At 46.4% G+C, this 23,059-nt stretch carries 21 protein-coding genes and 1 tRNA gene; 5 read left to right on the top strand and 17 right to left on the bottom strand.

Translation table 11 applies throughout. From position 1 onward, the window contains the following. Positions 1 to 39 precede the first annotated feature (39 nt). The 11 genes from phoB to ICV90_RS06635 form a co-directional block, all read right to left on the bottom strand. Entirely contained in the window at positions 40 to 753 is a 714-nt protein-coding gene (gene phoB / locus ICV90_RS06585; protein WP_215357307.1) for a phosphate regulon transcriptional regulator PhoB, read from the bottom strand. 16 nt (positions 754 to 769) lie between these two features. Further along, positions 770 to 1,477 carry a phosphate signaling complex protein PhoU gene (gene phoU, locus ICV90_RS06590; protein ID WP_072583832.1) on the bottom strand — a complete coding sequence of 236 codons (708 nt, stop codon included), beginning with the start codon at positions 1,475 to 1,477 and terminating at the stop codon, positions 770 to 772. Between the two features lie 12 nt (positions 1,478 to 1,489). Next, entirely contained in the window at positions 1,490 to 2,326 is an 837-nt protein-coding gene (gene pstB / locus ICV90_RS06595) for a phosphate ABC transporter ATP-binding protein PstB (protein WP_192846867.1), read from the bottom strand. A gap of 8 nt (positions 2,327 to 2,334) precedes the next feature. Next, positions 2,335 to 3,201 carry a phosphate ABC transporter permease PstA gene (pstA, locus tag ICV90_RS06600; protein WP_215357309.1) on the bottom strand — a complete coding sequence of 289 codons (867 nt, stop codon included), beginning with the start codon at positions 3,199 to 3,201 and terminating at the stop codon, positions 2,335 to 2,337. Next, positions 3,198 to 4,184: a phosphate ABC transporter permease subunit PstC gene (pstC, locus tag ICV90_RS06605; protein ID WP_215357311.1), complete on the bottom strand. Its 987-nt coding sequence runs from the start codon at positions 4,182 to 4,184 to the stop codon at positions 3,198 to 3,200. The genes pstA and pstC overlap by 4 nt, the downstream gene beginning before the upstream one ends. 73 nt (positions 4,185 to 4,257) lie before the next feature. Further along, entirely contained in the window at positions 4,258 to 5,280 is a 1,023-nt protein-coding gene (gene pstS / locus ICV90_RS06610; RefSeq protein WP_215357313.1) for a phosphate ABC transporter substrate-binding protein PstS, read from the bottom strand. Between the two features lie 215 nt (positions 5,281 to 5,495). After that, entirely contained in the window at positions 5,496 to 7,334 is a 1,839-nt protein-coding gene (gene recQ / locus ICV90_RS06615; RefSeq protein WP_215357315.1) for a DNA helicase RecQ, read from the bottom strand. A 120-nt stretch (positions 7,335 to 7,454) separates the two neighbouring features. Next, positions 7,455 to 7,544, bottom strand: a tRNA-Ser gene (locus tag ICV90_RS06620). A gap of 252 nt (positions 7,545 to 7,796) precedes the next feature. After that, positions 7,797 to 9,107, bottom strand: coding sequence for a serine--tRNA ligase (gene serS / locus ICV90_RS06625; RefSeq protein WP_215357324.1), 1,311 nt, complete (start codon positions 9,105 to 9,107; stop codon positions 7,797 to 7,799). A 48-nt stretch (positions 9,108 to 9,155) separates the two neighbouring features. Then, positions 9,156 to 9,887 (bottom strand): outer membrane lipoprotein carrier protein LolA, encoded by a 732-nt coding sequence (locus tag ICV90_RS06630; protein WP_251367702.1) that lies wholly within the window; start codon positions 9,885 to 9,887, stop codon positions 9,156 to 9,158. Continuing rightward, positions 9,847 to 12,159: a DNA translocase FtsK gene (locus ICV90_RS06635; protein ID WP_371743824.1), complete on the bottom strand. Its 2,313-nt coding sequence runs from the start codon at positions 12,157 to 12,159 to the stop codon at positions 9,847 to 9,849. The genes ICV90_RS06630 and ICV90_RS06635 overlap by 41 nt, the downstream gene beginning before the upstream one ends. A gap of 39 nt (positions 12,160 to 12,198) precedes the next feature. Between ICV90_RS06635 and trxB the strand changes: the two genes are divergently transcribed. Further along, positions 12,199 to 13,155, top strand: a complete 957-nt coding sequence (trxB, locus tag ICV90_RS06640) for a thioredoxin-disulfide reductase (RefSeq protein ID WP_215357326.1) — start codon at positions 12,199 to 12,201, stop codon at positions 13,153 to 13,155. A gap of 78 nt (positions 13,156 to 13,233) precedes the next feature. On the opposite strand, the gene ICV90_RS06645 is transcribed toward trxB, so the two are convergent. The 3 genes from ICV90_RS06645 to ICV90_RS06655 all read right to left on the bottom strand — a co-directional run bounded on the left by ICV90_RS06645 (position 13,234) and on the right by ICV90_RS06655 (position 16,015). Further along, entirely contained in the window at positions 13,234 to 13,575 is a 342-nt protein-coding gene (locus ICV90_RS06645) for a DNA-binding transcriptional regulator (protein WP_215357328.1), read from the bottom strand. Then, the gene (locus tag ICV90_RS06650) at positions 13,553 to 13,831 is read right to left on the bottom strand and encodes a BrnT family toxin (RefSeq protein ID WP_215357338.1); all 279 of its coding nucleotides are present in this window, start codon (positions 13,829 to 13,831) and stop codon (positions 13,553 to 13,555) included. Before ICV90_RS06650 ends, ICV90_RS06645 begins: the two co-directional genes overlap by 23 nt. Before the next feature lie 123 nt (positions 13,832 to 13,954). After that, positions 13,955 to 16,015 carry a sodium-translocating pyrophosphatase gene (locus ICV90_RS06655; RefSeq protein WP_215357340.1) on the bottom strand — a complete coding sequence of 687 codons (2,061 nt, stop codon included), beginning with the start codon at positions 16,013 to 16,015 and terminating at the stop codon, positions 13,955 to 13,957. A 182-nt stretch (positions 16,016 to 16,197) separates the two neighbouring features. Between ICV90_RS06655 and ppa the strand changes: the two genes are divergently transcribed. The 3 genes from ppa to ICV90_RS06670 all read left to right on the top strand — a co-directional run bounded on the left by ppa (position 16,198) and on the right by ICV90_RS06670 (position 18,794). Beyond that, positions 16,198 to 16,734: an inorganic diphosphatase gene (ppa, locus tag ICV90_RS06660; protein WP_215320286.1), complete on the top strand. Its 537-nt coding sequence runs from the start codon at positions 16,198 to 16,200 to the stop codon at positions 16,732 to 16,734. A 31-nt stretch (positions 16,735 to 16,765) separates the two neighbouring features. Further along, positions 16,766 to 18,385, top strand: a complete 1,620-nt coding sequence (locus ICV90_RS06665; protein WP_215357342.1) for an NAD+ synthase — start codon at positions 16,766 to 16,768, stop codon at positions 18,383 to 18,385. Between the two features lie 70 nt (positions 18,386 to 18,455). Then, positions 18,456 to 18,794: a P-II family nitrogen regulator gene (locus ICV90_RS06670; RefSeq protein WP_072583818.1), complete on the top strand. Its 339-nt coding sequence runs from the start codon at positions 18,456 to 18,458 to the stop codon at positions 18,792 to 18,794. Between the two features lie 34 nt (positions 18,795 to 18,828). On the opposite strand, the gene ICV90_RS06675 is transcribed toward ICV90_RS06670, so the two are convergent. Next, complete coding sequence (locus ICV90_RS06675) at positions 18,829 to 19,839, bottom strand: helix-turn-helix domain-containing protein (RefSeq protein WP_215357350.1); 1,011 nt, start codon at positions 19,837 to 19,839, stop codon at positions 18,829 to 18,831. A 78-nt stretch (positions 19,840 to 19,917) separates the two neighbouring features. After that, positions 19,918 to 20,547, bottom strand: coding sequence for a response regulator transcription factor (locus ICV90_RS06680; protein ID WP_215357352.1), 630 nt, complete (start codon positions 20,545 to 20,547; stop codon positions 19,918 to 19,920). Between the two features lie 229 nt (positions 20,548 to 20,776). Between ICV90_RS06680 and ilvD the strand changes: the two genes are divergently transcribed. After that, positions 20,777 to 22,468 (top strand): dihydroxy-acid dehydratase, encoded by a 1,692-nt coding sequence (gene ilvD, locus ICV90_RS06685; protein ID WP_215320294.1) that lies wholly within the window; start codon positions 20,777 to 20,779, stop codon positions 22,466 to 22,468. A gap of 81 nt (positions 22,469 to 22,549) precedes the next feature. Here the strand turns inward: ilvD and ICV90_RS06690 are convergent, their stop codons facing one another. Continuing rightward, complete coding sequence (locus ICV90_RS06690; RefSeq protein WP_215357354.1) at positions 22,550 to 23,026, bottom strand: copper chaperone PCu(A)C; 477 nt, start codon at positions 23,024 to 23,026, stop codon at positions 22,550 to 22,552. Between the last annotated feature and the right edge of the window lie 33 nt (positions 23,027 to 23,059).

The following is a 23,059-nucleotide window of genomic DNA, read 5'->3' on the forward strand; positions in this document are numbered from 1 at the left end:
AATCCCTGGAGATTCCCAATAAAATAGAGAAATACGGGCTTAAGATTCGGTTGGAGTCTTGGTAATTCGGTAGCCGCTACCACGCACTGTCTCAATATAGCGGTCACAGTCAAACGGAGCGAGGGCTGCTCTTAAGCGCTTAATATGAACGTCAACCGTTCTTTCTTCGATATAAACCTCGCTACCCCACACCTTATCTAGCAAGCTGCCCCGAGAGTGAACACGCTCAGGATTAGCCATGAAATACTGGAGCAATCGAAACTCTGTTGGCCCAAGAGCAATGGATTTATGCTCCTGATTTGGCCAGATAGCCAGCACACGATGAGAGCTTGGATCCAACTTTAATGGGCCAACAGTCAGCGGACCGGTATCTTCGATCGGCATCTGCCTCCGTAGAATTGCCCTCACCCTAGCCACTAATTCTTTTGGAGAAAATGGCTTAGTAACGTAATCATCGGCGCCTGAGTCCAAGCCAAGAACCTTATCAGACTCTTCACTTTTGGCGGTCAGCATCAAAATCGGCAATGCCTTAGTGCGTTCATTAGAGCGCAGCTCTTTTGCAAACTGGACGCCAGATTTGCCAGGCAACATCCAATCCAGAATGATCAGATTAGGCAGCTGATCATTCATCATCATCAATGCGAGATCGGTTTGCATGGCCTTTTCAACTTCATAGCCTGCATGTGACAGGTTAATCGCAATCAATTCTGCAATTGATGGCTCATCCTCTACTATGAGTATGCGGTGAGTCATTATTAGGGGCCCCTAATTATTGTCTGTTGGCTTCGCGAACTAAATCTTCATGCGGGATGTGACGTACATCAGACCCCTTAGCAATGTAGATGACGAACTCTGCAATATTTTTGGCGTGATCACCGATACGCTCAATTGCCTTCGCAATCGTCAGCATATCCAAGCCTGTACTGATCATATGTGGATCTTCAGACATATAGGTGATGAGCTTACGAACAAAGCCTCTGAACTCTTCGTCAATCTGACGGTCTTCCTGGACCACATCAGCGGCTGCGATCGTATCTAGACGAGCAAAAGCATCAAGGCTACGACGCAATAAGGAAATTGCCATTTGACCCGAAAGACGGATTTCTGCAACGTTAATATTGTGTGGCAAGCCGGATTCAATTAAGCGCTTAGTGCGCTTAGCAACGCGCTCAGCCTCGTCACCAGCACGCTCTAGATTGGTAATTGCTTTAGAAACTGCCATTACTAAACGCAAGTCTCGAGCTGTTGGCTGTCTACGTGCAATCAGCTCAGTACAAGCCAAGTCGATCTGAATCTCTAAGTCATTGACTAACTTTTCATTTTCGATCACTACATTGCAGGTATCGAGATCCATTTGGGTAAAAGCACGCATCGCTGTTGCGATTTGGGATTCGACTAAGCCACCCATTTCAAGCAAGCGGCTTGAAAGAGAATTGAGATCGGCATCAAATTGTGATGATAGGTGTTTATCTGGCATATATTTCTCCAATTAACCGAAGCGGCCGGTGATGTAGTCTTCGGTCTCTTTACGCTTAGGCTTAATAAATATTTCGTCCGTTTTGCCGTACTCAATCATGCTGCCCAAATACATATAGGCCGTATAGTCAGATACACGCGCTGCTTGCTGCATATTATGAGTCACGATCGCAATCGTATAGTCCTTTTTGAGCTCATGAATCAACTCTTCCACTTTTCCAGTAGAAATAGGGTCCAAAGCTGATGTTGGTTCATCCAGAAGAATCACTGAAGGCTTGACCGCTACACCACGTGCGATACATAAACGCTGCTGTTGACCACCAGAAAGGGATAAACCACTCTGGTTTAACTTATCTTTCACCTCATTCCACAAGGCCGCCTTATTCAATGCCCACTCTACGCGCTCATCCATTTCAGAGCGGGAAAGCTTTTCATAGAGACGAACACCAAAAGCAATGTTTTCATAAATAGACATTGGAAATGGAGTTGGCTTCTGAAAAACCATACCAATTCGAGAACGCAATAAGTTCAGGTCCTGTCCAGGCTCTAGAATATTCTGACCGTAGAAGTTAATTTCGCCTTCAGCACGTTGACCTGGATAGAGGTCATACATCCGATTTAGTGTTCGCAATAGGGTGGATTTTCCACAGCCTGATGGACCAATAAAAGCAGTTACCTTGCCTTGCTCAATATCTAAGTTAATCTTTTTTAATCCCTGAAATGCGCCATAGTAAAAATTCAAATCGCGCACTTCAATAGCATTAATAGCCGTTTTTTTCGGCTCTTGGTTTACCGTATCCACTCTACCCCCTTGACCATCAATCTTATTTAAGTCAAACATTGTTCTCATATTGCTCATCATCCCTGCACCTTGTCACGGAATACAACGCGCGCCAAAATATTCAAACCCAGCACCGCAAATGTAATCAGGAGAGATCCACCCCAGGCCAAGCTAACCCAATTGTCATATGGACTCATAGCAAATTGGAAAATCACCACCGGCAAATTAGCCATAGGCTTATTCATATCTGTTGAGAAAAACTGATTGCTTAGGGCGGTAAATAGTAAAGGCGCTGTTTCACCACTAACCCGAGCTAATGCCAACAGAATTCCTGTCATGATGCCGCTTTGCGCAGCACGTAAAGTAACCATAAAGGCCACTTTCCACTTGGGAGTCCCTAATGCATAGGCGGCTTCTCGCAAGCTACCAGGAACCAAACGCAACATATTTTCAGTAGTGCGTACAACTACCGGAATAGCAATCAAAGCTAATGCTACGGTCCCAGCCCATCCTGAGAAATGCTGAACCTTGGCAACATATAAGGCATAAACAAACAGGCCAATCACAATCGAAGGTGCGGAAAGCATAATGTCAGTCACGAAACGGGTAAGAGAGGCAACCTTGCTGCGATCCCCGTATTCTGATAAATATAGGCCAGCCAGGACTCCAACAGGTGTACTAATAAAGGTACATGAGCCAACCAATAAGAGACTTCCCACAATGGCATTGGCTAAACCCCCGCCTTCAGTGCCAGGGGCAGGAGTACTTGCTGTGAACATATTCAAATTAATGGCAGAGAATCCTTTAATGAAAAGGATGCTGAGAATCCAAATAAGGCTAGCCATACCAATGGCCATAGCTAGCAAAGAGAGAGTTAATCCAATTTTATTTGCTCTCTTACGACGGGCAAATACTGCCATATCCAAATTAACATTAGAACTCATGATTTAAGCCCTTGTTTTTTCTCCATGCTAATTAAAAGCCATTTAGCAAAGGCTAGAACAATAAATGTAATAAAAAATAGCGCTAGCCCCAAGGCAAAAAGCGAAGAGTAATGCAAACCAGCTTCCGCCTCACCGAATTGGTTTGCTAAAGTCGATGCAATAGAGCTACCTGGCGCAAAGAGGGATGGTGAAATACGTTGGGCGTTTCCAATCACGAAGGTGACTGCCATAGTCTCTCCGAGTGCCCTACCTAAACCTAACATCACACCGCCAATGACGCCTGCCTTTGTATAAGGCAACACAATATTTCTGACAACTTCCCAGGTGGTACAACCTATTCCGTAGGCCGATTCCTTGAGAACTGGTGGAACAATTTCAAATACGTCACGCATCACAGAGGCAATAAAAGGCAAAATCATGAGGGCAAGAATTAATCCGGCACACAACATACCAATGCCATTGGGCGCTCCTGAAAACAGAATTCCAATTAGTGGAATTTGACCTAAAGTAGCCTGAAGAGCAGGTTCAATATAGTCGCCAAATATTGGGGCAAAAACAAATAAACCAAACATGCCATAGATGATGGAAGGCACTGCAGCCAATAGCTCAACTGCGGTACCAAGAGGGCGGCGGAGCGATGGAGGGCAAATTTCTGTTAAGAAAAAGGCAATACCAAAACTCAGGGGGACAGCAATCAACAATGCAATCACTGAAGAAACTAATGTTCCATAAATTGCTATCAAGCCGCCGAATTCGCCATTAACAATATCCCAGTTCGAGGTTATAAAAAACTGGGGGCCGAACTCTTGCAAGGCAGGCCATGCATTTACGAACAAGGAGCCAATAATTCCTAATAGCGCGAATAACACCGATAGGGAGAAAAATTGGGTAACTCGATGGAATAAAAAATCCTGAACCCGCTGGAGTCGCGCAATTTTTGAAGCCATGAGCGTCGGAGCACCGGAAGATTCTAGAGTATTCATTCTATGCTTAACTTAAGTAGAAAAACGACCCTGAACAACAGGGTCGTTAAAAACATAATAATAAAAATAATTATTATTTAGAGTCAACTTGCGACCAAACCTGCTTGCGAATGTAATCCACGGTTGCATCAGGCATTGGGACGTAATCTAACTCTGAAGCAGCTTTTTTACCATCCTTGAATGAATAGTCAAAGAATTTTAGTACTGCTGCAGCTTGTACTTTATTCTCAGGCTTTTTGTAAACCACCACAAAAGTTGCGCCTGTGATTGGCCATGCTTTAGCGCCTGATGCATAGGTAATGAAAGTATTCATTCCAGGAAATTTAGACCAGTCTGTACCAGCAGATGCAGCAGCAAACGCTTCTGCTGTTGGAGACACCATTACGCCATCAGCATTGCGAACTTGCGTGTAGCTCAGATTGTTCTTTTTGGCGTAAGCATACTCAACATAGCCAACAGAGTTCTTAATACGTGCAACGTTTGCAGCAACGCCTTCATTTCCCTTACCGCTTACAGTTGAAGCCGCTGGCCATTTAACTTGCGCACCGAAACCAACGGCATCCTTAAAGTTGCTGCTTGCTTTAGAAAGGAAGCTGGTAAAAATTGCCGTAGTACCAGAGCCATCAGCACGAGTAACAACTGTGATTGGGCCAGAAGGAATCTTCACACCAGGATTGAGCAGGGCAACACGTTTGTCGCTCCAATCAGTTACTTGACCTTGGAAAATATCTGACAATAGGTCACCAGAAAGTTTCAACTGGTTAGGACCAATGCCTTCAATGTTCACTACAGGAACTACACCGCCAATAATTGCTGGAAACTGAACCATGCCATGGCTTTGCAGATCATCAAAACTTAATGGAGCATCAGTAGCGCCAAAATCAACAGTTTTTGCCTTAATTTGCTTGATACCGCCGCCAGAACCAATCGACTGATAATTTAAGCTGTCACCACTTTTGGCTTTATAGGATTCAGCCCACTTACTTAGAACTGGGTAAATAAATGAAGAACCAGCACCCGTCATCTCCACAGCGAATGCTGTTGGAGCAAGAGAAATAGCACCAATAACGAGGGCTTTTTTCAAAAAAGATTTCATTTAATTCGTCCTTAGATTGAATGTGCGCAACAGCGCGATATAAGAACGATACGGATGGAATGTGACAGCTATATGACAGCTCTATGACACCCCAAAAACAGCGTTTTTTGCATGCCTAGAGGCATTAATCACTCAAATCACTCTTAATCAAAAAGTTATCGAGCACGTTAAATGAACGAAATTCAATTAATGGTAATCCCACTAAATATAGCGATTTATGCGGGATTCGTTAAGTTTTCCTGTATGACTTCAATAAAGTGTTCGCCATAGCGCTCTAACTTGGCCTGCCCCACCCCGCCAATACGGCTAAATTGATCTAAGGTCTTTGGCGCAGACTTAACCATCTCCTGCAAAGTGCTGTCATGAAAAATCACATAGGGTGGAACCCCTTGCTCACGTGCCAGCTCAGTGCGCTTCGCTTTGAGTGCCTCCCACAATCTTTCATCTGCAACATTACTAAAGGGGTGCGTAGAACTTTTCTTTGCTCCCGATTTCGTAGCCTTAGTCTTGGAGTAGCCCGTTTCTTTGCGCAACCAAACCTCTTGCTCGCCACGCAGCACTGGTAATGCGATCTCATCGACCAACTTTAAGCCACCATGCAGGGCAATATCCGCATCTAGATAACCGCCTGCTACCAATTGACGATAAATGCTATTCCATTGAGCCTGATTGAGTTCTGTACCGATTCCAAAGGTACTGACCTGCTCATGAAAGTACTGCTTCACTCTGGGAGTAACCTTGCCAAGGAGTACATCAATTAAATGGGTTACTCCAAAACGCTGGCCCGTACGATATACACATGACAATGCTTTTTGCACTTCCTGTGTGGCATTCCAAGTCGCCACTGGCTCTAGACAGTTATCACAGTTCCCACAGCCGCCAGGATGTGTTTCTCCAAAGTAGCGCAAGATCGTTTGATGGCGACAGGTTGTGGATTCGCAATAGCCTAGTAGTCCGTTGAGTTTTTGGCGCTCTACCCGCTTACGGTCTTCAGATGCTTCGCCAGAATCTACCATTTGCCGCAAGCTGACTACATCCCCAAATCCATAGACCATCCAAGCATTTGCGGGTAAGCCATCACGTCCTGCTCGCCCCGTTTCCTGGTAATAGCCTTCCATACTTTTAGGCAGATCTAAATGGGTTACGAAGCGAACGTTAGGCTTATCAATGCCCATACCAAAAGCCACCGTTGCAACCATGATGACGCCCTCTTCACGCAAGAATCGCTTTTGATTCGCGCTGCGTGTTTCTACGCTTAATCCTGCGTGATACGGCATTGCATCCCACCCGCGATCTTTTAACCATTGCGCAGTCTCTTCTACGCTACGTCGCGATAGACAATAAATAATGCCTGAGTCATCGGCATGCTCAACATCTAAAAAATGCTCTAACTGTTGTTTGGCACTCTGCTTTTGCAGAACACGATATTTAATATTGGGACGATCAAAGCTGGAGACAAACTGCTCGGCAGATTCGAGCGAAAGGCGCTCTACGATTTCGGCTCGAGTTGGCGCATCTGCGGTTGCTGTTAAGGCGATACGAGGTACCTTAGGAAATCGCTCATGCAATACAGTGAGTTGGCGATACTCTGGACGGAAATCATGACCCCATTGAGAAACGCAATGCGCCTCATCAATCGCGAACAAGGCAATTCCAGGGCCTGAATTAAGTCTATCGAGTATCGATAGAAAACCAGGGTTCATGAGACGCTCAGGCGCCACATAGATTAAGTCAAGATCCCCAGCCAGCAACTGACTGGTCACCTTTTGAGATGTAGCCGCATCCAAACTGGAGTTTAGAAAAGAGGCTTTAACGCCTAACTGGGTTAATGCATCAACCTGATCCTGCATTAGTGCAATCAGGGGTGAAACTACTACGCCAACACCACGTCGAACAAGTGAGGGAATTTGATAGCACAGCGACTTACCGGCGCCAGTGGGCATCAGAACCAAAGCATCGCCGCCTGCCACTACATGTCTAACAATAAACTCTTGAGCCCCGCGGAATTGATCAAAGCCGAAAACATCATGAAGAACTTGGTGGCTCGACTGCAAAAGTAATACTCCCCTGTCTTATTCAATAACTGCGGATTGCAAACTACGTATAAATAAAAAGCCCCACGTCACGCGGGGCTTTTTAAATATTTTCTCTACAAAACAAATATAGAGTCTAAATGGCGGAGAGGGTGGGATTCGAACCCACGGTAGGTTTGACCCTACGCTTGATTTCGAGTCAAGTACATTCGACCACTCTGCCACCTCTCCGGACCGAAGGGGAATTATAGCGGGCATACCAAGAATATCCGCGTAACAACAAGGGGCTTAAATCCCTTGAGTTTCCATTGCGACAATCCAATAATCATAATATGAGTGAAACCCTGAAACAGAATAAATTAACCAAGCCTCCATTTGATAGAAAAAAGTTTGCTCAAGAACTTAGAACGCACAGAGCCTCAATGAAGATGGGCACCTCAGTTATGAATGAAGTCCGCTCTGAGCCCCGCTACGAACTGGCTACTAAATCGACTGAAGTACTTCCAATCCACCCAAGTAAGGTTGTAGTGCCTTCGGAATAGCAATACTGCCATCCACTTGCTGCTTGTTCTCAAGTAATGCAACCAACGCCCTACCAACTGCAAGGCCTGAACCATTTAAGGTATGCACCAATTCTGGCTTGCCTTGACCCGCTTTAAATCTAGCCTGCATCCGTCTTGCCTGGAAATCACCCATGCTGGAGCATGAGCTAATTTCTCTATAGGCTTTTTGTGAAGGCACCCAAACTTCTAAGTCATAAGTCTTGGTACTACCAAAACCCATATCACCGGTGCAGAGTAATACTTTTCTGTAAGGTAACTCAAGCAATTCCAGAATACGCTCAGCGTGGCCCGTGAGCTCTTCCAAGGCTTGCATGGAATCTTCTGGCTTAGTGATTTGTACTAACTCAACTTTGTCAAACTGATGCTGACGAATCATGCCTCGGACATCGCGACCATAGCTACCGGCTTCTGAACGGAAACATGGTGTGTGAGCCACAAACTTCATTGGCAAGCTATCAGCATTAACGATTTCGTCACGCACTAAATTCGTTACAGGCACTTCTGCAGTTGGGATGAGGTAAAAGTTTTCAGTCTTCGCTTCACCACCCTCGTCTTCACCGCCCATTTGACGCGGAACCTTAAATAGATCCTCCTCAAACTTCGGCAACTGACCAGTACCGCGCATAGAAGCAGCATTCACCATGTAAGGCGCATACACCTCTTGGTAATTGTGATCTGTGGCATGCGTATCAATCATGAACTGCGCCAAAGCGCGGTGCAATCTGGCAATCGGCCCCTTGAGAACTACAAAGCGTGAGCCGCTAATCTTAGCCGCCACTTCAAAGTCCAAACCGAGTGGACCGCCGAGATCAACGTGATCTTTAATCTCAAAATCAAAAATGGGCTCTTCACCCCAACGCTTTACTTCTTTGTTTTCAGTTTCATCTTTACCAGCAGGCACAGACTCATCTGGTAGATTGGGAATACCCATCAAGAAATCAGAGATTTCTGCTTGCAGCATACCCAGTCTTGCGGCACCAGATTCCATATCAACATTAACGCCTGCAACTTCAGCCATCTCGGCAGAGGCATCCTCACCCTTACCTTTTTTCATGCCAATGGCTTTGGATAATTGGTTGCGTTTAGCTTGCAATTCTTCGGTACGGGTTTGCAGAGATTTACGCTCAGATTCCAAGGTGTTGAATTTCTCAACGTCGAGTTGGAATCTGCGAGTTGCTAAACGTGAAGCAACTGCGGCGATATCTTTACGGAGTAATTGCGGATCAATCATGTGATGCTCTGTAGATTAGGGGTTCTAGGTTTTAGTTTTATACGGGCTCTAGTTTAAGCGCAAGACTTCGGCTCCAGCTGGCGGAGTGAAAGTAAAGCGATTGGCGGGCAAATTAACATTGAGTTGGATCTTATCCAGAGTCACCAGAACCACACTTCCAAGCCCATCGGTTAACTCCAAAGCTTTGGGTAAGCCGTTAGCCATGCCAATTGAGATCTTTGTATAAGGCAGGTCATTTTTATTCTTGGCGTTGGGATCTTTTTTTGGAATCAAAGCTACCCACTTCATTCCTAAACGCTCTTCGCCTTCAACCAAGTCAAAATGCTGTTCTAGCGAAGTCTCACCAAACAAAATAGCCGCCGGCGTCGAAGCTAAAGCCTGACCCGCCGGACGAAAAGTCGCCTGGTTTAAATCTTTATCCCATAAGATTAGTTGCTTGCCATCCGCAATTAACTTTTGCTCGTAAGGCTTTTGGGTATCCCAGATAAATCTTCCTGGACGCTGAAACACAAAATGACCTTGGGTTTGACGGAGGACTTTCAAGCCCTTGTCTTGTGACTCATTGGCTTTAGGTGCGCGCAACTGTTGCTGCACAAAATCTCCCTCTGCAGTTTTGGAGTTCCGTACAAATTGACGCAGCTGCTCTGAGCCACTCTCGCTTTGCGAATGAGAAACACCTGAAAACAGAATGGCTGTTCCAAGCAATACTGCAGATAAGAATCTTTGCAAAATGGCTGCCTTACTCTGAAGGGCGATGAAGAATCTCGCGATTACCACCATTACCCATCTTAGATACAAGTCCTGCTTTTTCCATATCTTCGAGTAGGCGTGCGGCACGGTTGTAACCAATACGCAGGTGACGCTGGACTAATGAGATCGATGGGCGTTTATTTTCTAGAACAATAGCAACGGCTTGGTCATAAAGAGGATCCGCCTCACCACCACCCTCGCCAGTCAATGCATCCACATTGGATTCGTCAGCACCTTCAAGGACGCCATCAATATAGTTGGCTTCGCCCTTCTCTTTGAGCCACTCCACTACGCGGTGCACTTCATCATCCGATACGAATGCGCCATGAACACGAACTGGCAAACCGGTACCTGGCGCCATATAGAGCATGTCACCCATACCCAACAATGCTTCCGCGCCCTGCTGATCCAAAATCGTACGACTATCAATCTTGCTGCTGACTTGGAATGAGATACGGGTTGGTACGTTGGCTTTAATTAAACCAGTAATGACGTCAACGCTTGGGCGTTGTGTTGCTAATACCAAATGAATGCCTGCAGCACGAGCCTTTTGCGCAATACGGGCAATTAACTCTTCGATCTTCTTGCCCGATACCATCATCAAGTCAGCCAACTCATCAATCACGATGACGATGACTGGTGCCTTGTAGATTGGCTCTGGATCATCTGGAGTTAAGCTAAATGGATTGGTGAGCTTCTCACCTTTTTCCTCTGCTTCTAGAATCTTTTTATTAAAGCCAGCTAGGTTACGAACGCCAAACTTACTCATCAGTTTGTAACGGCGCTCCATCTCATTTACCGCCCAGTTAAGTGCGTTGTATGCCTGCTTCATATCCGTTACAACTGGGCACAACAAATGTGGGATCTTGTCGTAGATGGCCATCTCGAGCATCTTCGGATCAATCATGATCAAACGCACTTCATCAGGCTTAGCCTTAAAGAGTAGCGACAGAATCATGGCGTTGATACCAACTGATTTACCGGCACCCGTAGTACCCGCAACTAAACAGTGAGGCATCTTTGCTAAGTCAGCCACCATTGGGCTACCAGAGATATCTTTACCTAAGGCTAGAGTCAGCAATGAATGATTGTCGTTGTAAACCTGCGAAGTCAAAATCTCTGATAGGTAGACTGACTGGCGCGTTGGATTTGGTAACTCCAAAGCCATGCAAGTCTTGCCAGGAATAGTTTCTACAACACGCATACTGACAACGCCTAGTGAGCGCGCTAAGTCACGTGAGAGATTCACGATCTGACTGCCCTTTACACCAATCGCAGGATCAATCTCGTAGCGAGTCACTACTGGGCCAGGATAGGCGGCAATCACTTTCACTTGAACATTAAACTCAGCTAACTTGCGTTCGATTAAGCGTGAAGTAAATTCCAGCACGTCAGCAGAGATGGTTTCTTTTGCTTCAGGTACAGGATCAAGTAATGCGAGCGGTGGTAATTCTGAATCTGGAATATCCACAAACAATGGCTGCTGCTTCTCGCGCTCTACACGGGCACTCTTCGGAATCTCAATGGGAGCACGTACGATTTGCACTGGCGCTGCAACCTCAACGCGTCCGCGGAACTCTTCTACAAACTCTTCACGCTCCTCTGCAGCCGCTTCACCTAACTTGCGGTCTTCTTCGCTATCGCGACGTTCACGAATGCGGTGATATGTCACCTCCAAGAAACGTCCCACTTTTTCAGCAACATCCAGCCAGGAGAAATGCAAGAACAAAGAGAGGCCAGCACAAAGACCAAATAGGAGAACCAGAGTGGAGCCGGTAAATCCAAGAGACATTTGCAATGGGTCACCAATCAGCTCACCCAAAATACCGCCAGGAGGTCTAGGGAGCTCCCAGGACAGCGAATGCATGCGGATGGACTCCAAACCCATACTGCAGGCCAGAGTCAGTCCAAAGCCTAACCAACGCATTAGTAGAGAATCTGGCTTTGCATCCGGATCTGGCGGCAAAGGAATGCTCCAAAGCTCACGCCAGCCATTTAAGACGCGGCGCCCAAAGAGAGCAACCCACCAAAAGGCAGAAATACCAAAGATATACAGCATTAAATCGGCTAAATAGGCCCCAAAACGACCCCCCAGGTTCTTGGGAGCCTCAAAACTGGCATGGGACCAGGCTGGATCAGCCTTGGAATAGGTCAGCAAAATGGCAAATAAGCCCAGGCATAAGCCTAGAGAGATAAACCAACGAGCCTCTAATAAGAGGCGGGGCATCCTGCCCTGCGGGCCGTTCTCTGGGGGCTGGGAGCTCATTGGAGCCTTGGACTTCGGGTATGCGGTTCTTGCCATGTTCTACCGATTGTAATCAAGCAAATCTATAATTTGAATATGACTACAAATACCCCAAAACACTCCAAAGTTCTGATCCTCGGATCCGGCCCTGCTGGCTATACAGCAGCTGTTTATGCAGCCCGAGCCAATTTAAGCCCCACCCTGATTACCGGCCTAGCTCAGGGCGGTCAATTAATGACCACTACTGACGTTGAAAACTGGCCTGCGGATGCTGATGGCGTTCAAGGTCCAGAGCTGATGGAGCGTTTTTTAAAGCATGCTGAACGCTTTAATACTGAAATCATTTTTGACCATATTCATACGGCAGCCCTGAAAGAAAAGCCGATTCGCTTGGTTGGCGATTCTGGAACCTATACCTGCGATGCCTTGATTATTTCTACTGGCGCTTCTGCACAATATATTGGCTTACCAAGTGAAGAAGCATTCATGGGTCGCGGTGTTTCTGGTTGCGCCACTTGCGATGGCTTCTTTTACCGTAATCAAGATGTGTGCGTAGTCGGTGGTGGCAACACTGCAGTTGAAGAAGCGCTCTACCTTACTGGTATTGCTAAAAAAGTAACCGTTATTCATCGTCGCGATAAGTTTCGTGCTGAACCAATCTTGAATGACCGCTTAATGGCAAAAGTTGTGGAAGGCAAAGTAGAACTCAAATTGAACTCAACACTCGACGAAGTTCTGGGTGATGAAAAAGGCGTTACCGGTGTGCGCATTAAGAAGCAAGATGGCAGCACTGAAGATCTCGCTGTGACTGGTGCCTTTATTGCCATTGGTCACAAGCCTAATACAGAACTTTTTGTTGGTCAGCTCGATATGAACAACGGCTACCTCAAGACCCACTCAGGACTGGAAGGCAATGCCACTGCCACCAATATCCCAGGCGTGTTTGCTGCTGGCGACGTACAAGACCATATCTATCGTCAAGCCATTACCAGTGCTGGAACAGGCTGTATGGCTGCATTAGATGCGCAACGTTATTTAGAAACTTTGGAGTAAGTTTTATTTGCTTAGAACTTTAAGTAAGTGTGAAATAAAAAACGCCTAGCAATGCTAGGCGTTTTTGTTTGAGCTTTCCTATACGCTCAAGGCCAGTAAAGCCACCTCAGGGGCACGATCCAATATCTTTAGCAGCGCCTTTGCTGCGCCTGTAGGACTTCTTTTTCCCTGCTCCCAGTTTCGAATAGTTTCTAAAGAAACTTCTATGCGACTTGAGAACTCTTGTTGAGATAAGCCAATCCGTTCACGAACTCGCTTTGCATATTTTGCAGCATCTTGCATGGCTTCGTCATCGTCTTGCCGTTGGTGTAGCTTTATGAGGCGCTCAGAAGTTGCATCTAATAGCTTCTTATCTACAACCCCCTTGGGGAAACTTTTAGGGTTATTTAGATCAACGCTAACTCGTACTATTTTTTTCATATCGCTTGACCTCCCTGTTATTAGCTTTCCTTGCTGAAATAATTCTGATGGCCTTAACTCTTCTGGTGAACACAACTACGAAGACTCGTTTATCAATGGCCCCTATTGCGCGATACCGCTCTTCCCCGTAATCCCATCTTTGGTCATGCTCAATAACTATCGTAGGATCTTTAAAAATTGATACCACATATGCGAAATCAAAATTTCGAGAGATCTGGCATGAGTTACTTTTAGCCAAATCCCATTCAAAATCCATTGACCCTATAGTAGGCCAATGGCCTACACTTTGTCAAGTGGCGTCAACATAAATAAAAACGCCTAGCAATGCTAGGCGTTTTTATTGCTGCAGTCTGATTGCTACTGCATTGAACTTCTTTTCTTAACGCGAGATCACTGGCAAGAGTGGCACGATGAGCAATGCCACGATATTGATGATCTTGATGAGAGGGTTCACGGCAGGACCCGCAGTATCTTTGTAAGGGTCACCTACGGTGTCGCCAGTAACTGCAGCTTTGTGAGCTTCAGAACCTTTTCCGCCGAAGTTACCTTCCTCGATATATTTCTTCGCGTTGTCCCAAGCACCACCACCGGTACACATCGAAATTGCTACGAATAAGCCAGTCACGATAGTTCCCATGAGCAAGCCACCCAATGCAGCAGGTCCTAACAAGAGACCTACGACAACTGGAGCAACCACTGGCAAGAGGGAAGGAACGATCATTTCTTTAATAGCAGCAGAAGTCAGCATATCGACAGCTTTGCCGTACTCTGGCTTTGCAGTGCCTTCCATGATTCCAGGGATATCACGGAACTGACGGCGCACCTCTTCCACCACAGCGCCAGCACAACGACCGACCGCTTCCATCGCCATCGCACCAAACAAGTAAGGAATCATGCCGCCGATAAAGAGGCCAATGATGACCATGTGATTGGACAAGTCAAAAGACACTTGTTGGCCCATGCCCTCTAAAGCATGGGTGTAGTCAGCAAAGAGTACGAGCGATGCCAAACCAGCTGAACCAATTGCATAGCCTTTAGTAACTGCTTTAGTAGTGTTGCCAACTGCATCCAATGGATCGGTAATATCGCGAACAGATTGTGGCAAGCCTGCCATCTCTGCAATACCACCAGCGTTATCTGTAATTGGGCCATATGCATCAAGCGCAACCACAATACCTGCCATGGACAACATGGCTGTTGCTGCAATTGCAATGCCATATAAACCAGCCAACCAATACGCTGCAAAAATCGCCGCACAAACAAAGAGAACTGGATAAGCAGTTGACTTCATCGAAATACCTAAGCCAGCAATGATGTTGGTACCGTGACCTTTGGTTGAAGCTTCAGCAATATGTTGCACTGGCTTGAACTGGGTACCGGTGTAGTACTCGGTAATCCATACCAAACCTGCTGTAAGCAACAAGCCCACTACGGTTGAACCAAACAAACGCCATTGGCTGCCAGGGATACCTAATGCATCATCCGGCATGATGAAGTTGGTTACAAAGTAGAAAGCAATCAATGACAAACCACCGGCAATGATCAGGCCCTTATACAAAGCAGGCATCACATTTTTCATGCCAGGAGTTGCCTTTACAAATGAGCAACCGATGATGGAGGCAATGATAGAAACGCCGCCCAGCACTAATGGATAAATAATTGCAGCGACTGGTGCGCTAGAAACCATTAAGGATCCCAGCACCATGGTTGCAATCAGCGTGACCGCGTAAGTTTCAAATAAGTCCGCCGCCATACCTGCGCAATCACCAACGTTGTCGCCAACGTTATCAGCAATCACCGCAGGATTGCGTGGATCATCTTCCGGAATTCCAGCCTCAACCTTACCGACCAAGTCAGCGCCAACGTCTGCACCCTTAGTAAAGATGCCGCCACCTAAACGAGCAAAGATCGAAATCAAAGAGGAACCGAATGCCAAACCAATCAGGGGATGCAATACAGAAGAGAGATCTTGTCCAGCGCCAATCGATACGAGGAACATAAAGAAGAGGCCAACACCCAAGAGACCCAATCCAACTACCAACATACCGGTAATAGCACCGCCTTTGAATGCCACATTAAGCGCTTCGTTCATACCCTTGGTGGCCGCTTCCGCTGTCCGCACGTTTGCGCGTACTGAGACATTCATACCAATGAATCCGCAAGCGCCGGAAAGCACAGCGCCAATGACAAAGCCAATCGCGGTCGCAAAATCAAGGAAGAGCGCCATAAGAATGGCCAGAACCACCCCAACCACGGCAATCGTTTTATATTGGCGCGACAAATACGCTGCCGCCCCCTGCTGAATTGCCTCAGCAATTTCTTGCATTTTGGCATTACCCGTACTTTGCTTCAAAATCCAGCCGCGCATCACAAAACCGTAAATCACGGCCAGGACACCGCACGCCAAGGCAAAATACAAGCCTAAAGTGACATTACTCATGCTTGAACTCCCCAAAGTTAATCATTTGTTAATCTTTATTGTTTTGTATAACTGCACTTAGGTAGACCTGGTTTCCGAAAGCTTTAAACTATGGTCTTTAAGCTGTATCAGTATGTAACAGAATCACCCCTGCTCTCCCTTGATAGGATCAGGGTATTTACTAATCAATATTCGGAGTATTTATGAGTCTCGAAAAAGTCAAGCCAGGTAAAAAGATCCCTGAAAGCTTCAACGTCATTATTGAAATCCCAATGAACGCTGATCCAGTGAAGTACGAAGTGGATAAAGAGTCTGGCGCAATTTTCGTTGACCGTTTTATGGGCACTGCAATGCACTACCCATGTAACTACGGATACATTAATAAAACGATTGCCGGTGATGGCGACCCTGTTGATGTTCTCGTAATTACTCCATTTCCACTCATTCCAGGTGTTGTTGTTAGCTGCCGTGCAATTGGCATCCTACAAATGGAAGATGAGGCTGGTCAAGACGCTAAATTATTGGCCGTTCCAGAAGACAAAATTTTGCCTATCTATACACACTGGCAAAAACCTGAAGACATGAACCCATTGCGTTTGAATCAAATTCAACACTTCTTCGAGCACTATAAAGATCTCGAAAAAGGTAAATGGGTAAAAGTTAAAGGCTGGGGTGGCGTTGCTGATGCTCATAAAGAAATTCTTGAAGGCATCGAGCGCTACAACAAAGAGAACAAGTAATTCTTTTATTGAAAAGGCTTTGTGATTCGGAGTGAGCACGCAGAAAATTGCCTTAGCCCAAATCAACCCATTACTGGGTGATTTGGCTGGCAACGCGCAACTCATTCACAAAGCCGCTCTAGATGCCTACTCACAAGGCGCCAAACTCGTAGTCACCCCTGAGCTTTCGCTCACCGGCTATCCCCCAGAAGACTTACTCCTCCGCCCTGCTTTTATTGAGGCGGCACAATCACAGCTCGAGCTCTTGATGAAAGAGCTAGCTCAGTACTCTGATCTGACAGTCATCGTCGGTCACCCCAAACAAACATCTGCAGGTTTGCAAAACTACGCATCTGTTTTACGAAACGGCAAAGTCATTGCGAGCTACGCAAAACAAGAATTACCTAACCATGAAGTATTTGACGAAGTTCGCTACTTCGTACCTGGTAATCAAGCTTGTGTTTTTGAATGCGAAGGTGTTCGCTATGGATTGATCTTGTGTGAAGATGCCTGGCATGCAGGTCCCGCTAAACAATCTCATGCTGCTGGCGCACAAGTATTGTTAGTCCCCAACGCCTCTCCTTACCACCTGCAAAAAGAAGCCTTGCGTATTGAAGTGCTCCGTGGGCATATTGCACAAACCAAAATGCCACTGGTTTACGTCAACGCTGTTGGCGGTCAGGATGAATTAGTTTTTGATGGCGGCTCATTTGCATTAAATAGTGATGGCAAAGTCGTGATGGCCATGCCTCAGTTTGAAACCGGCCTAGGCCTTGTTACCGTGACAGCAACTGGCGAGCTAGAAAAAGGTCTGATCACCCCACCCCAATCCGTTGAGGCACAGGCCTATCAAGCGCTGGTTTTGGGTGTACGTGACTATGTCACCAAAAATCGCTTCCCTGGCGTGATTATTGGCCTATCTGGCGGTGTAGATTCAGCTTTGGTATTGGCAATTGCCGTGGATGCCTTAGGTGCTGACAAGGTGCGCACCGTCATGATGGCCTCTCGCTATACCGCCGATATCTCTTGGATTGATGCACGGGAGATGGCCCAGAACTTAGGCGTGCAATACGACGAGATTCCGATTAGCGGGCCGGTAGATGCTTTAGAAGCATCTCTAGCGGAGCAATTCAAAGGTTTAACAGTAGACGCCACCGAAGAGAATATTCAGGCACGCGTTCGTGGCACTCTGCTAATGGCCCTATCTAATAAAACAGGTCGACTTGTTTTGACTACCGGCAATAAGAGTGAAATGGCAGTCGGCTACTGCACACTCTATGGGGATATGGCGGGTGGCTTTGCAGTCATTAAAGATATCGCCAAGACTTTGGTGTATCGCCTGTGCGCCTATCGCAACAGTATTACGCCAGTGATTCCGGAGCGAATTCTGACCCGCGCACCTTCGGCAGAGTTACGTCCAGACCAAAAAGATCAAGATAGCCTGCCCTCTTATGAAGTGCTGGATGGCATTGTTGAGCGCTATATGGAGCAAAACCAATCGATTGCTCAAATCATTGCTGCAGGCTTTGATGCCGAGAGCGTAGAAAAAGTAACCCGCTTAATCAAGCTTAATGAATATAAGCGTCGCCAAGCCCCACCGGGAGTCCGTGTAACCACTCGTGCCTTTGGCCGCGATTGGCGCTACCCCATTACCTCGCAATTTAGAGCCTAGAACGCTCAGCGGGTCGGTTTTTGGTAGTTCAGAACAGATCTAGGTATGATTACTGAATTAGGGGGAACACATGAAATTAATTACATCCATCATTAAGCCGTTCAAACTCGATGAAGTTCGTGAGTCATTGGCAGAAGTCGGTGTTACAGGTCTGACCGTTACTGAAGTTAAGGGCTTTGGCCGTCAAAAAGGCCATACTGAACTCTATCGTGGCGCTGAGTATGTAGTCGACTTTTTACCTAAAGTAAAAGTAGAAGCCGTGGTTTCTGATGACCGTGTTGAAGCTGCTATTGAGGCAATCACTAAAGCTGCTCGTACCGGGAAGATTGGTGACGGTAAGATTTTCGTGACTGCAGTTGAGCAAGTGATTCGTATTCGTACCGGTGAAACTGATAACGCTGCGGTTTAATTCAACGAATTAAACCTGCGAACCTCTCAGGCCATCAACGTAGCTGAGAGTCTGTGGAGTTTGATGGAGCTGCAGGCTGAATCATTTCAGCCGGCTCCAAAATAATTGTCTTACTAGTTGTATTTCCCACGCGCACCTTTGCACCTTGGTAATACAAATCCACCTGATTTAAACCACCAGTTAAAACCTTTAATGGCGGCTTGCCATAAACACTCGTACCAACTCCAGGTTCTAGAGTTTTATTCTGGGTCTTACCTGTAGCATCCACCACACATACTGTTTGCGCAGTCTTTGATTGCAGATAAACCATGTCACCCGCTTTTTTAGGGGCTTCGGGCCTGTAATTGAGTGCAGATGCATCTGCAGGCGGGCATTCCGCACTAACCGCTAATGGAGTTGTCTCTGGTACTGCTGCTGGGGCTTGCTTTGCCTCTGCCGGAGCATCTGCCGGGGCAGGCTCTTGTGCTACTTCTTGAATAATCACCACTTCTTCTTTAACCGGTTCGGGAAAAAATAGGGGGCGCAAGTTCACTACAGAGAAAATCACTGCCGCGCCAATTGCCAACAGTAAGAATAATTTCTTTTTAGGATTTGCAGAAGCAGTTAACTTCACGCGATAGTCAACAACACTGTCTGTAATTTTATTAACGTTACTCTTCTGAGGTTTTTGTTTTGCAGCCACCGCTGGTGCAGTTTCTTTTTCTTCTTTGGCGTTCTCAGCCTTTGTCTTATTTCCTACCGCAGAAGCTTTTGTCTCCAGCTGCAATTTCTCTTCAACATCAGCTGCTTTAACAGGTTGCGCGACACCAGAAAAATCAAACGCCTCTTCTGGTGTGAGCTTTAGTAAGCCAGCTACTTTTTTTGCTGCCGTGAATTTCACTTGATCGCCATAAAAAGAGCTGATCTCACCATTTTCAATCTGCTCAATTTGGCGAACAGAAAGGCAAGCCGTTCCCGAAAGATCTTTCGTGCTGAGGCCAAGGCTTTCTCTGGCCTTAGTAAACGCCTCTTTACGAATCTCAGGAAGTTTGACTGGTTTATTCACTACGCAGTAACCATCTCATATGGAATTAATAAGATTGATAGTAATACCAAAATGGGACAAGAGTAATTAGCCACAAAGCTAGGTGTTTAATGGATGGTTCTCAAGGTTGGATTCAAGATACTTCTTCACCAGCACTTGCAGGGAATCCGCATGCATTTTGTCCATCACCCGAGCCTTGTGCACCTTAATGGTGGCATCAGTGGTTCCTAGTTTTACGGCAATATCCTTGTTTAGGAGGCCCTTAACAAGCCATCCACATACCTCACGCTCTCTAGGAGTGAGGCTTTCATAGTCTTTCTTAGCTTCAACATCTAAAGAAACGCGCTTCAACTGACGGCTATCAAAGTCAATTGCGTCTGCCACGGCCTTTAGTAGCTCCTCTAAATTAAATGGCTTGAATAAGAAATCTAGTGCGCCCCGCTTAAGGCCTTGAACGATTTGATGGGGATGACTTTGACCGCTCACAAATACGATAGGAGTCTTGCGACCTAACTTCTGGAGTTTTTCTTGTAAATCAAGGCCGGTCATATCCGGCATCTGCATATCTAACAAGATGACAGCTGGAGATACCGGAACTGATTTCTCCAAGAAAACGGTAGCAGACGCATAGTCATCGACGAGATAACCTAATTCACGCAGCATTCTAGATAGAGAGATGCGCATCGACTCGTCATCATCAATTAGGTATATGTGGCCGACTTTAGTCATTGAATTCAAAGGAAAAAGTGATTGATGACTTAATGTACTGCAGCCTCTTTTACTAAGCTATTAGCTCCTTAGCTAATATTTTGATCTAAATCTATGAATTCTTTGGCATTTTCATACTGCAGTGCAACATTTGTAGTAATTATGATGAGCTCATCGATCTAAAGCACCCTTAACCCATCTCACGGCACAATAGAGCCTTTCGACACAAACCTTTTCTGGAGTAATAAGCATGAAACGCCTTAATGAACGCTCGCGCATGGTCACCGAAGGGGTCGCTCGCGCACCTAATCGTTCGATGTATTACGCAATGGGTTACGAAGAAAAGGATTTCGTAAAGCCGATGGTTGGCGTTGCGAACGGCCACTCCACTATTACCCCCTGTAATAGTGGTTTACAAAAATTAGCCGATGCTGCTGTTGAAGCTCTAGAAGCAGCCGGTGCAAAAGCACAAGTATTCGGTACACCAACTGTTTCCGATGGCATCGGTATGGGCACTGAGGGTATGAAGTACTCCCTAGTGTCACGTGAAGTGATTGCTGACAGTATTGAAGTGTGTGTAAATGGTCTCTGGCAAGATGGCGTTGTCGTCATTGGTGGTTGCGATAAAAACATGCCAGGCGGCATGATGGCCTTAGCCCGCACTAATGTGCCCGGCATCTATGTCTATGGCGGCACGATTAAGCCAGGTCATTACAAAGGCAAGGAACTCAATATTGTTTCTGCATTTGAAGCGGTTGGTGAATTTACTTCCGGTCGATTGAGTGAAGAAGATTTAAAAGGTGTGGAACAACACGCCTGTCCAGGTAGCGGCTCTTGTGGCGGCATGTACACCGCAAACACCATGAGCTCCTCATTTGAGGCTTTGGGCATGAGCTTGCCCTACTCCTCTACGATGGCGAACGTTGATGCTGAAAAAGTAGCGAGTGCTGCCGAATCAGCGCGCGTACTGGTTGAGGCTGTGAAAAATAACTTGCGTCCCCGTGACATCATCACCAAGAAGTCCATTGAGAACGCTGTCAGTGTGATCATGGCAGTTGGTGGATCCACAAATGCAGTATTGCATTTCTTGGCCATCACCAGCGCAGCTGAAATCGACTGGACGATTGATGACTTTGAGCGTATTCGTAAACGCGTTCCTGTGATCGTTGATATGAAGCCATCCGGCACTTACCTTGCAACTGACTTGCATCAAGCCGGCGGCATTCCACAAGTAATGAAGATTTTGCTTGATGGCGGATTACTTCACGGTGACTGCATGACCATCACTGGAAAAACGATTGCTGAAGTACTAAAAGATGTTCCGTCAGTACCGCGCGCTGATCAAAAAGTGATTCGCACCTTAGACAATCCTTTGTACAAACAAGGTCACTTGGCAATCTTGAAGGGCAATATTTCTCCAGAGGGTTGCGTGGCTAAGATTACCGGCCTCAAGAATCCTTCGATCACTGGCCCAGCCCGTGTGTTTGATTCTGAAGATGATGCCATGGCAGCCATCATGGCTCAGAAGATCAAGGATGGTGACATTGTTGTGATTCGTTATGAAGGCCCTAAAGGCGGCCCAGGCATGCGTGAGATGCTTGCCCCAACCTCTGCTCTTGTAGGACAAGGTCTAGGTGAGTCTGTAGGCCTCATCACTGATGGCCGCTTCTCTGGTGGCACCTGGGGTATGGTTGTGGGTCACGTAGCTCCTGAAGCCTACGTAGGTGGCACGATTGCTCTCATTCATGAAGGGGACTCGGTAACCATTGATGCCCATCAACTACTGATTCAATTGAACGTTGATGAAGCAGAAATTGCGAAGCGTCGCGCAGCTTGGGTGCAACCTAAGCCTCGCTACACTCGTGGCTTACTGGCAAAATATGCTCGCCTTGCAAGTACTGCAAGTAAAGGTGCGGTAACCGACTTGAACTTGGGTGACTAAGTTGATAAAGTAAAAGCCTCAAAAGAAAAAGCCCCCAGGTAAAACTAGGGGCTTTTTTATTACGTGTACCACCCAATCTACTTAGTGCTTCATGGCTCCAGCACCCATTGCATTAACTGGCATCTTGACCTCAACATCACCTGCCTTAGCAAACTTCAGCTTCACGGGAACGGTTTCACCTGCAGCTAATGGAGCTTTAATGTTGATAAACATTAAGTGCAAGCCACCAGGTTTTAATTCAACAGCGCCACCTGCTGGCACAGCGATATCCCTCACTTGACGCATCTTCATGACATTACCTTCCATTGCCATCTCGTGGAGCTGCACTTCACCTGCAAGAGGTGAGCTGGCAGAGATCAATTGATCAGCAGCGCCTTTGTTTTCAATCTTCATAAAGCCACCAGCTACCTGCTGTCCAGGAACTGTGGCACGGGTATAGGCATCTTCAATTTTGATAGCGTTAGTAGTAACGGTTTTGGAAACGTTTTGCGCCCATGTCGTTCCTACGAAAGCTATCCCTGCAACGGCACACAGTGTTACTAATAGTTTTGTCTTCATTTATATTCTCCCGGTAATTGATAAGCGATACAT

The organism is Polynucleobacter sp. JS-JIR-II-b4 (assembly GCF_018687815.1).
Classification (GTDB): domain Bacteria; phylum Pseudomonadota; class Gammaproteobacteria; order Burkholderiales; family Burkholderiaceae; genus Polynucleobacter.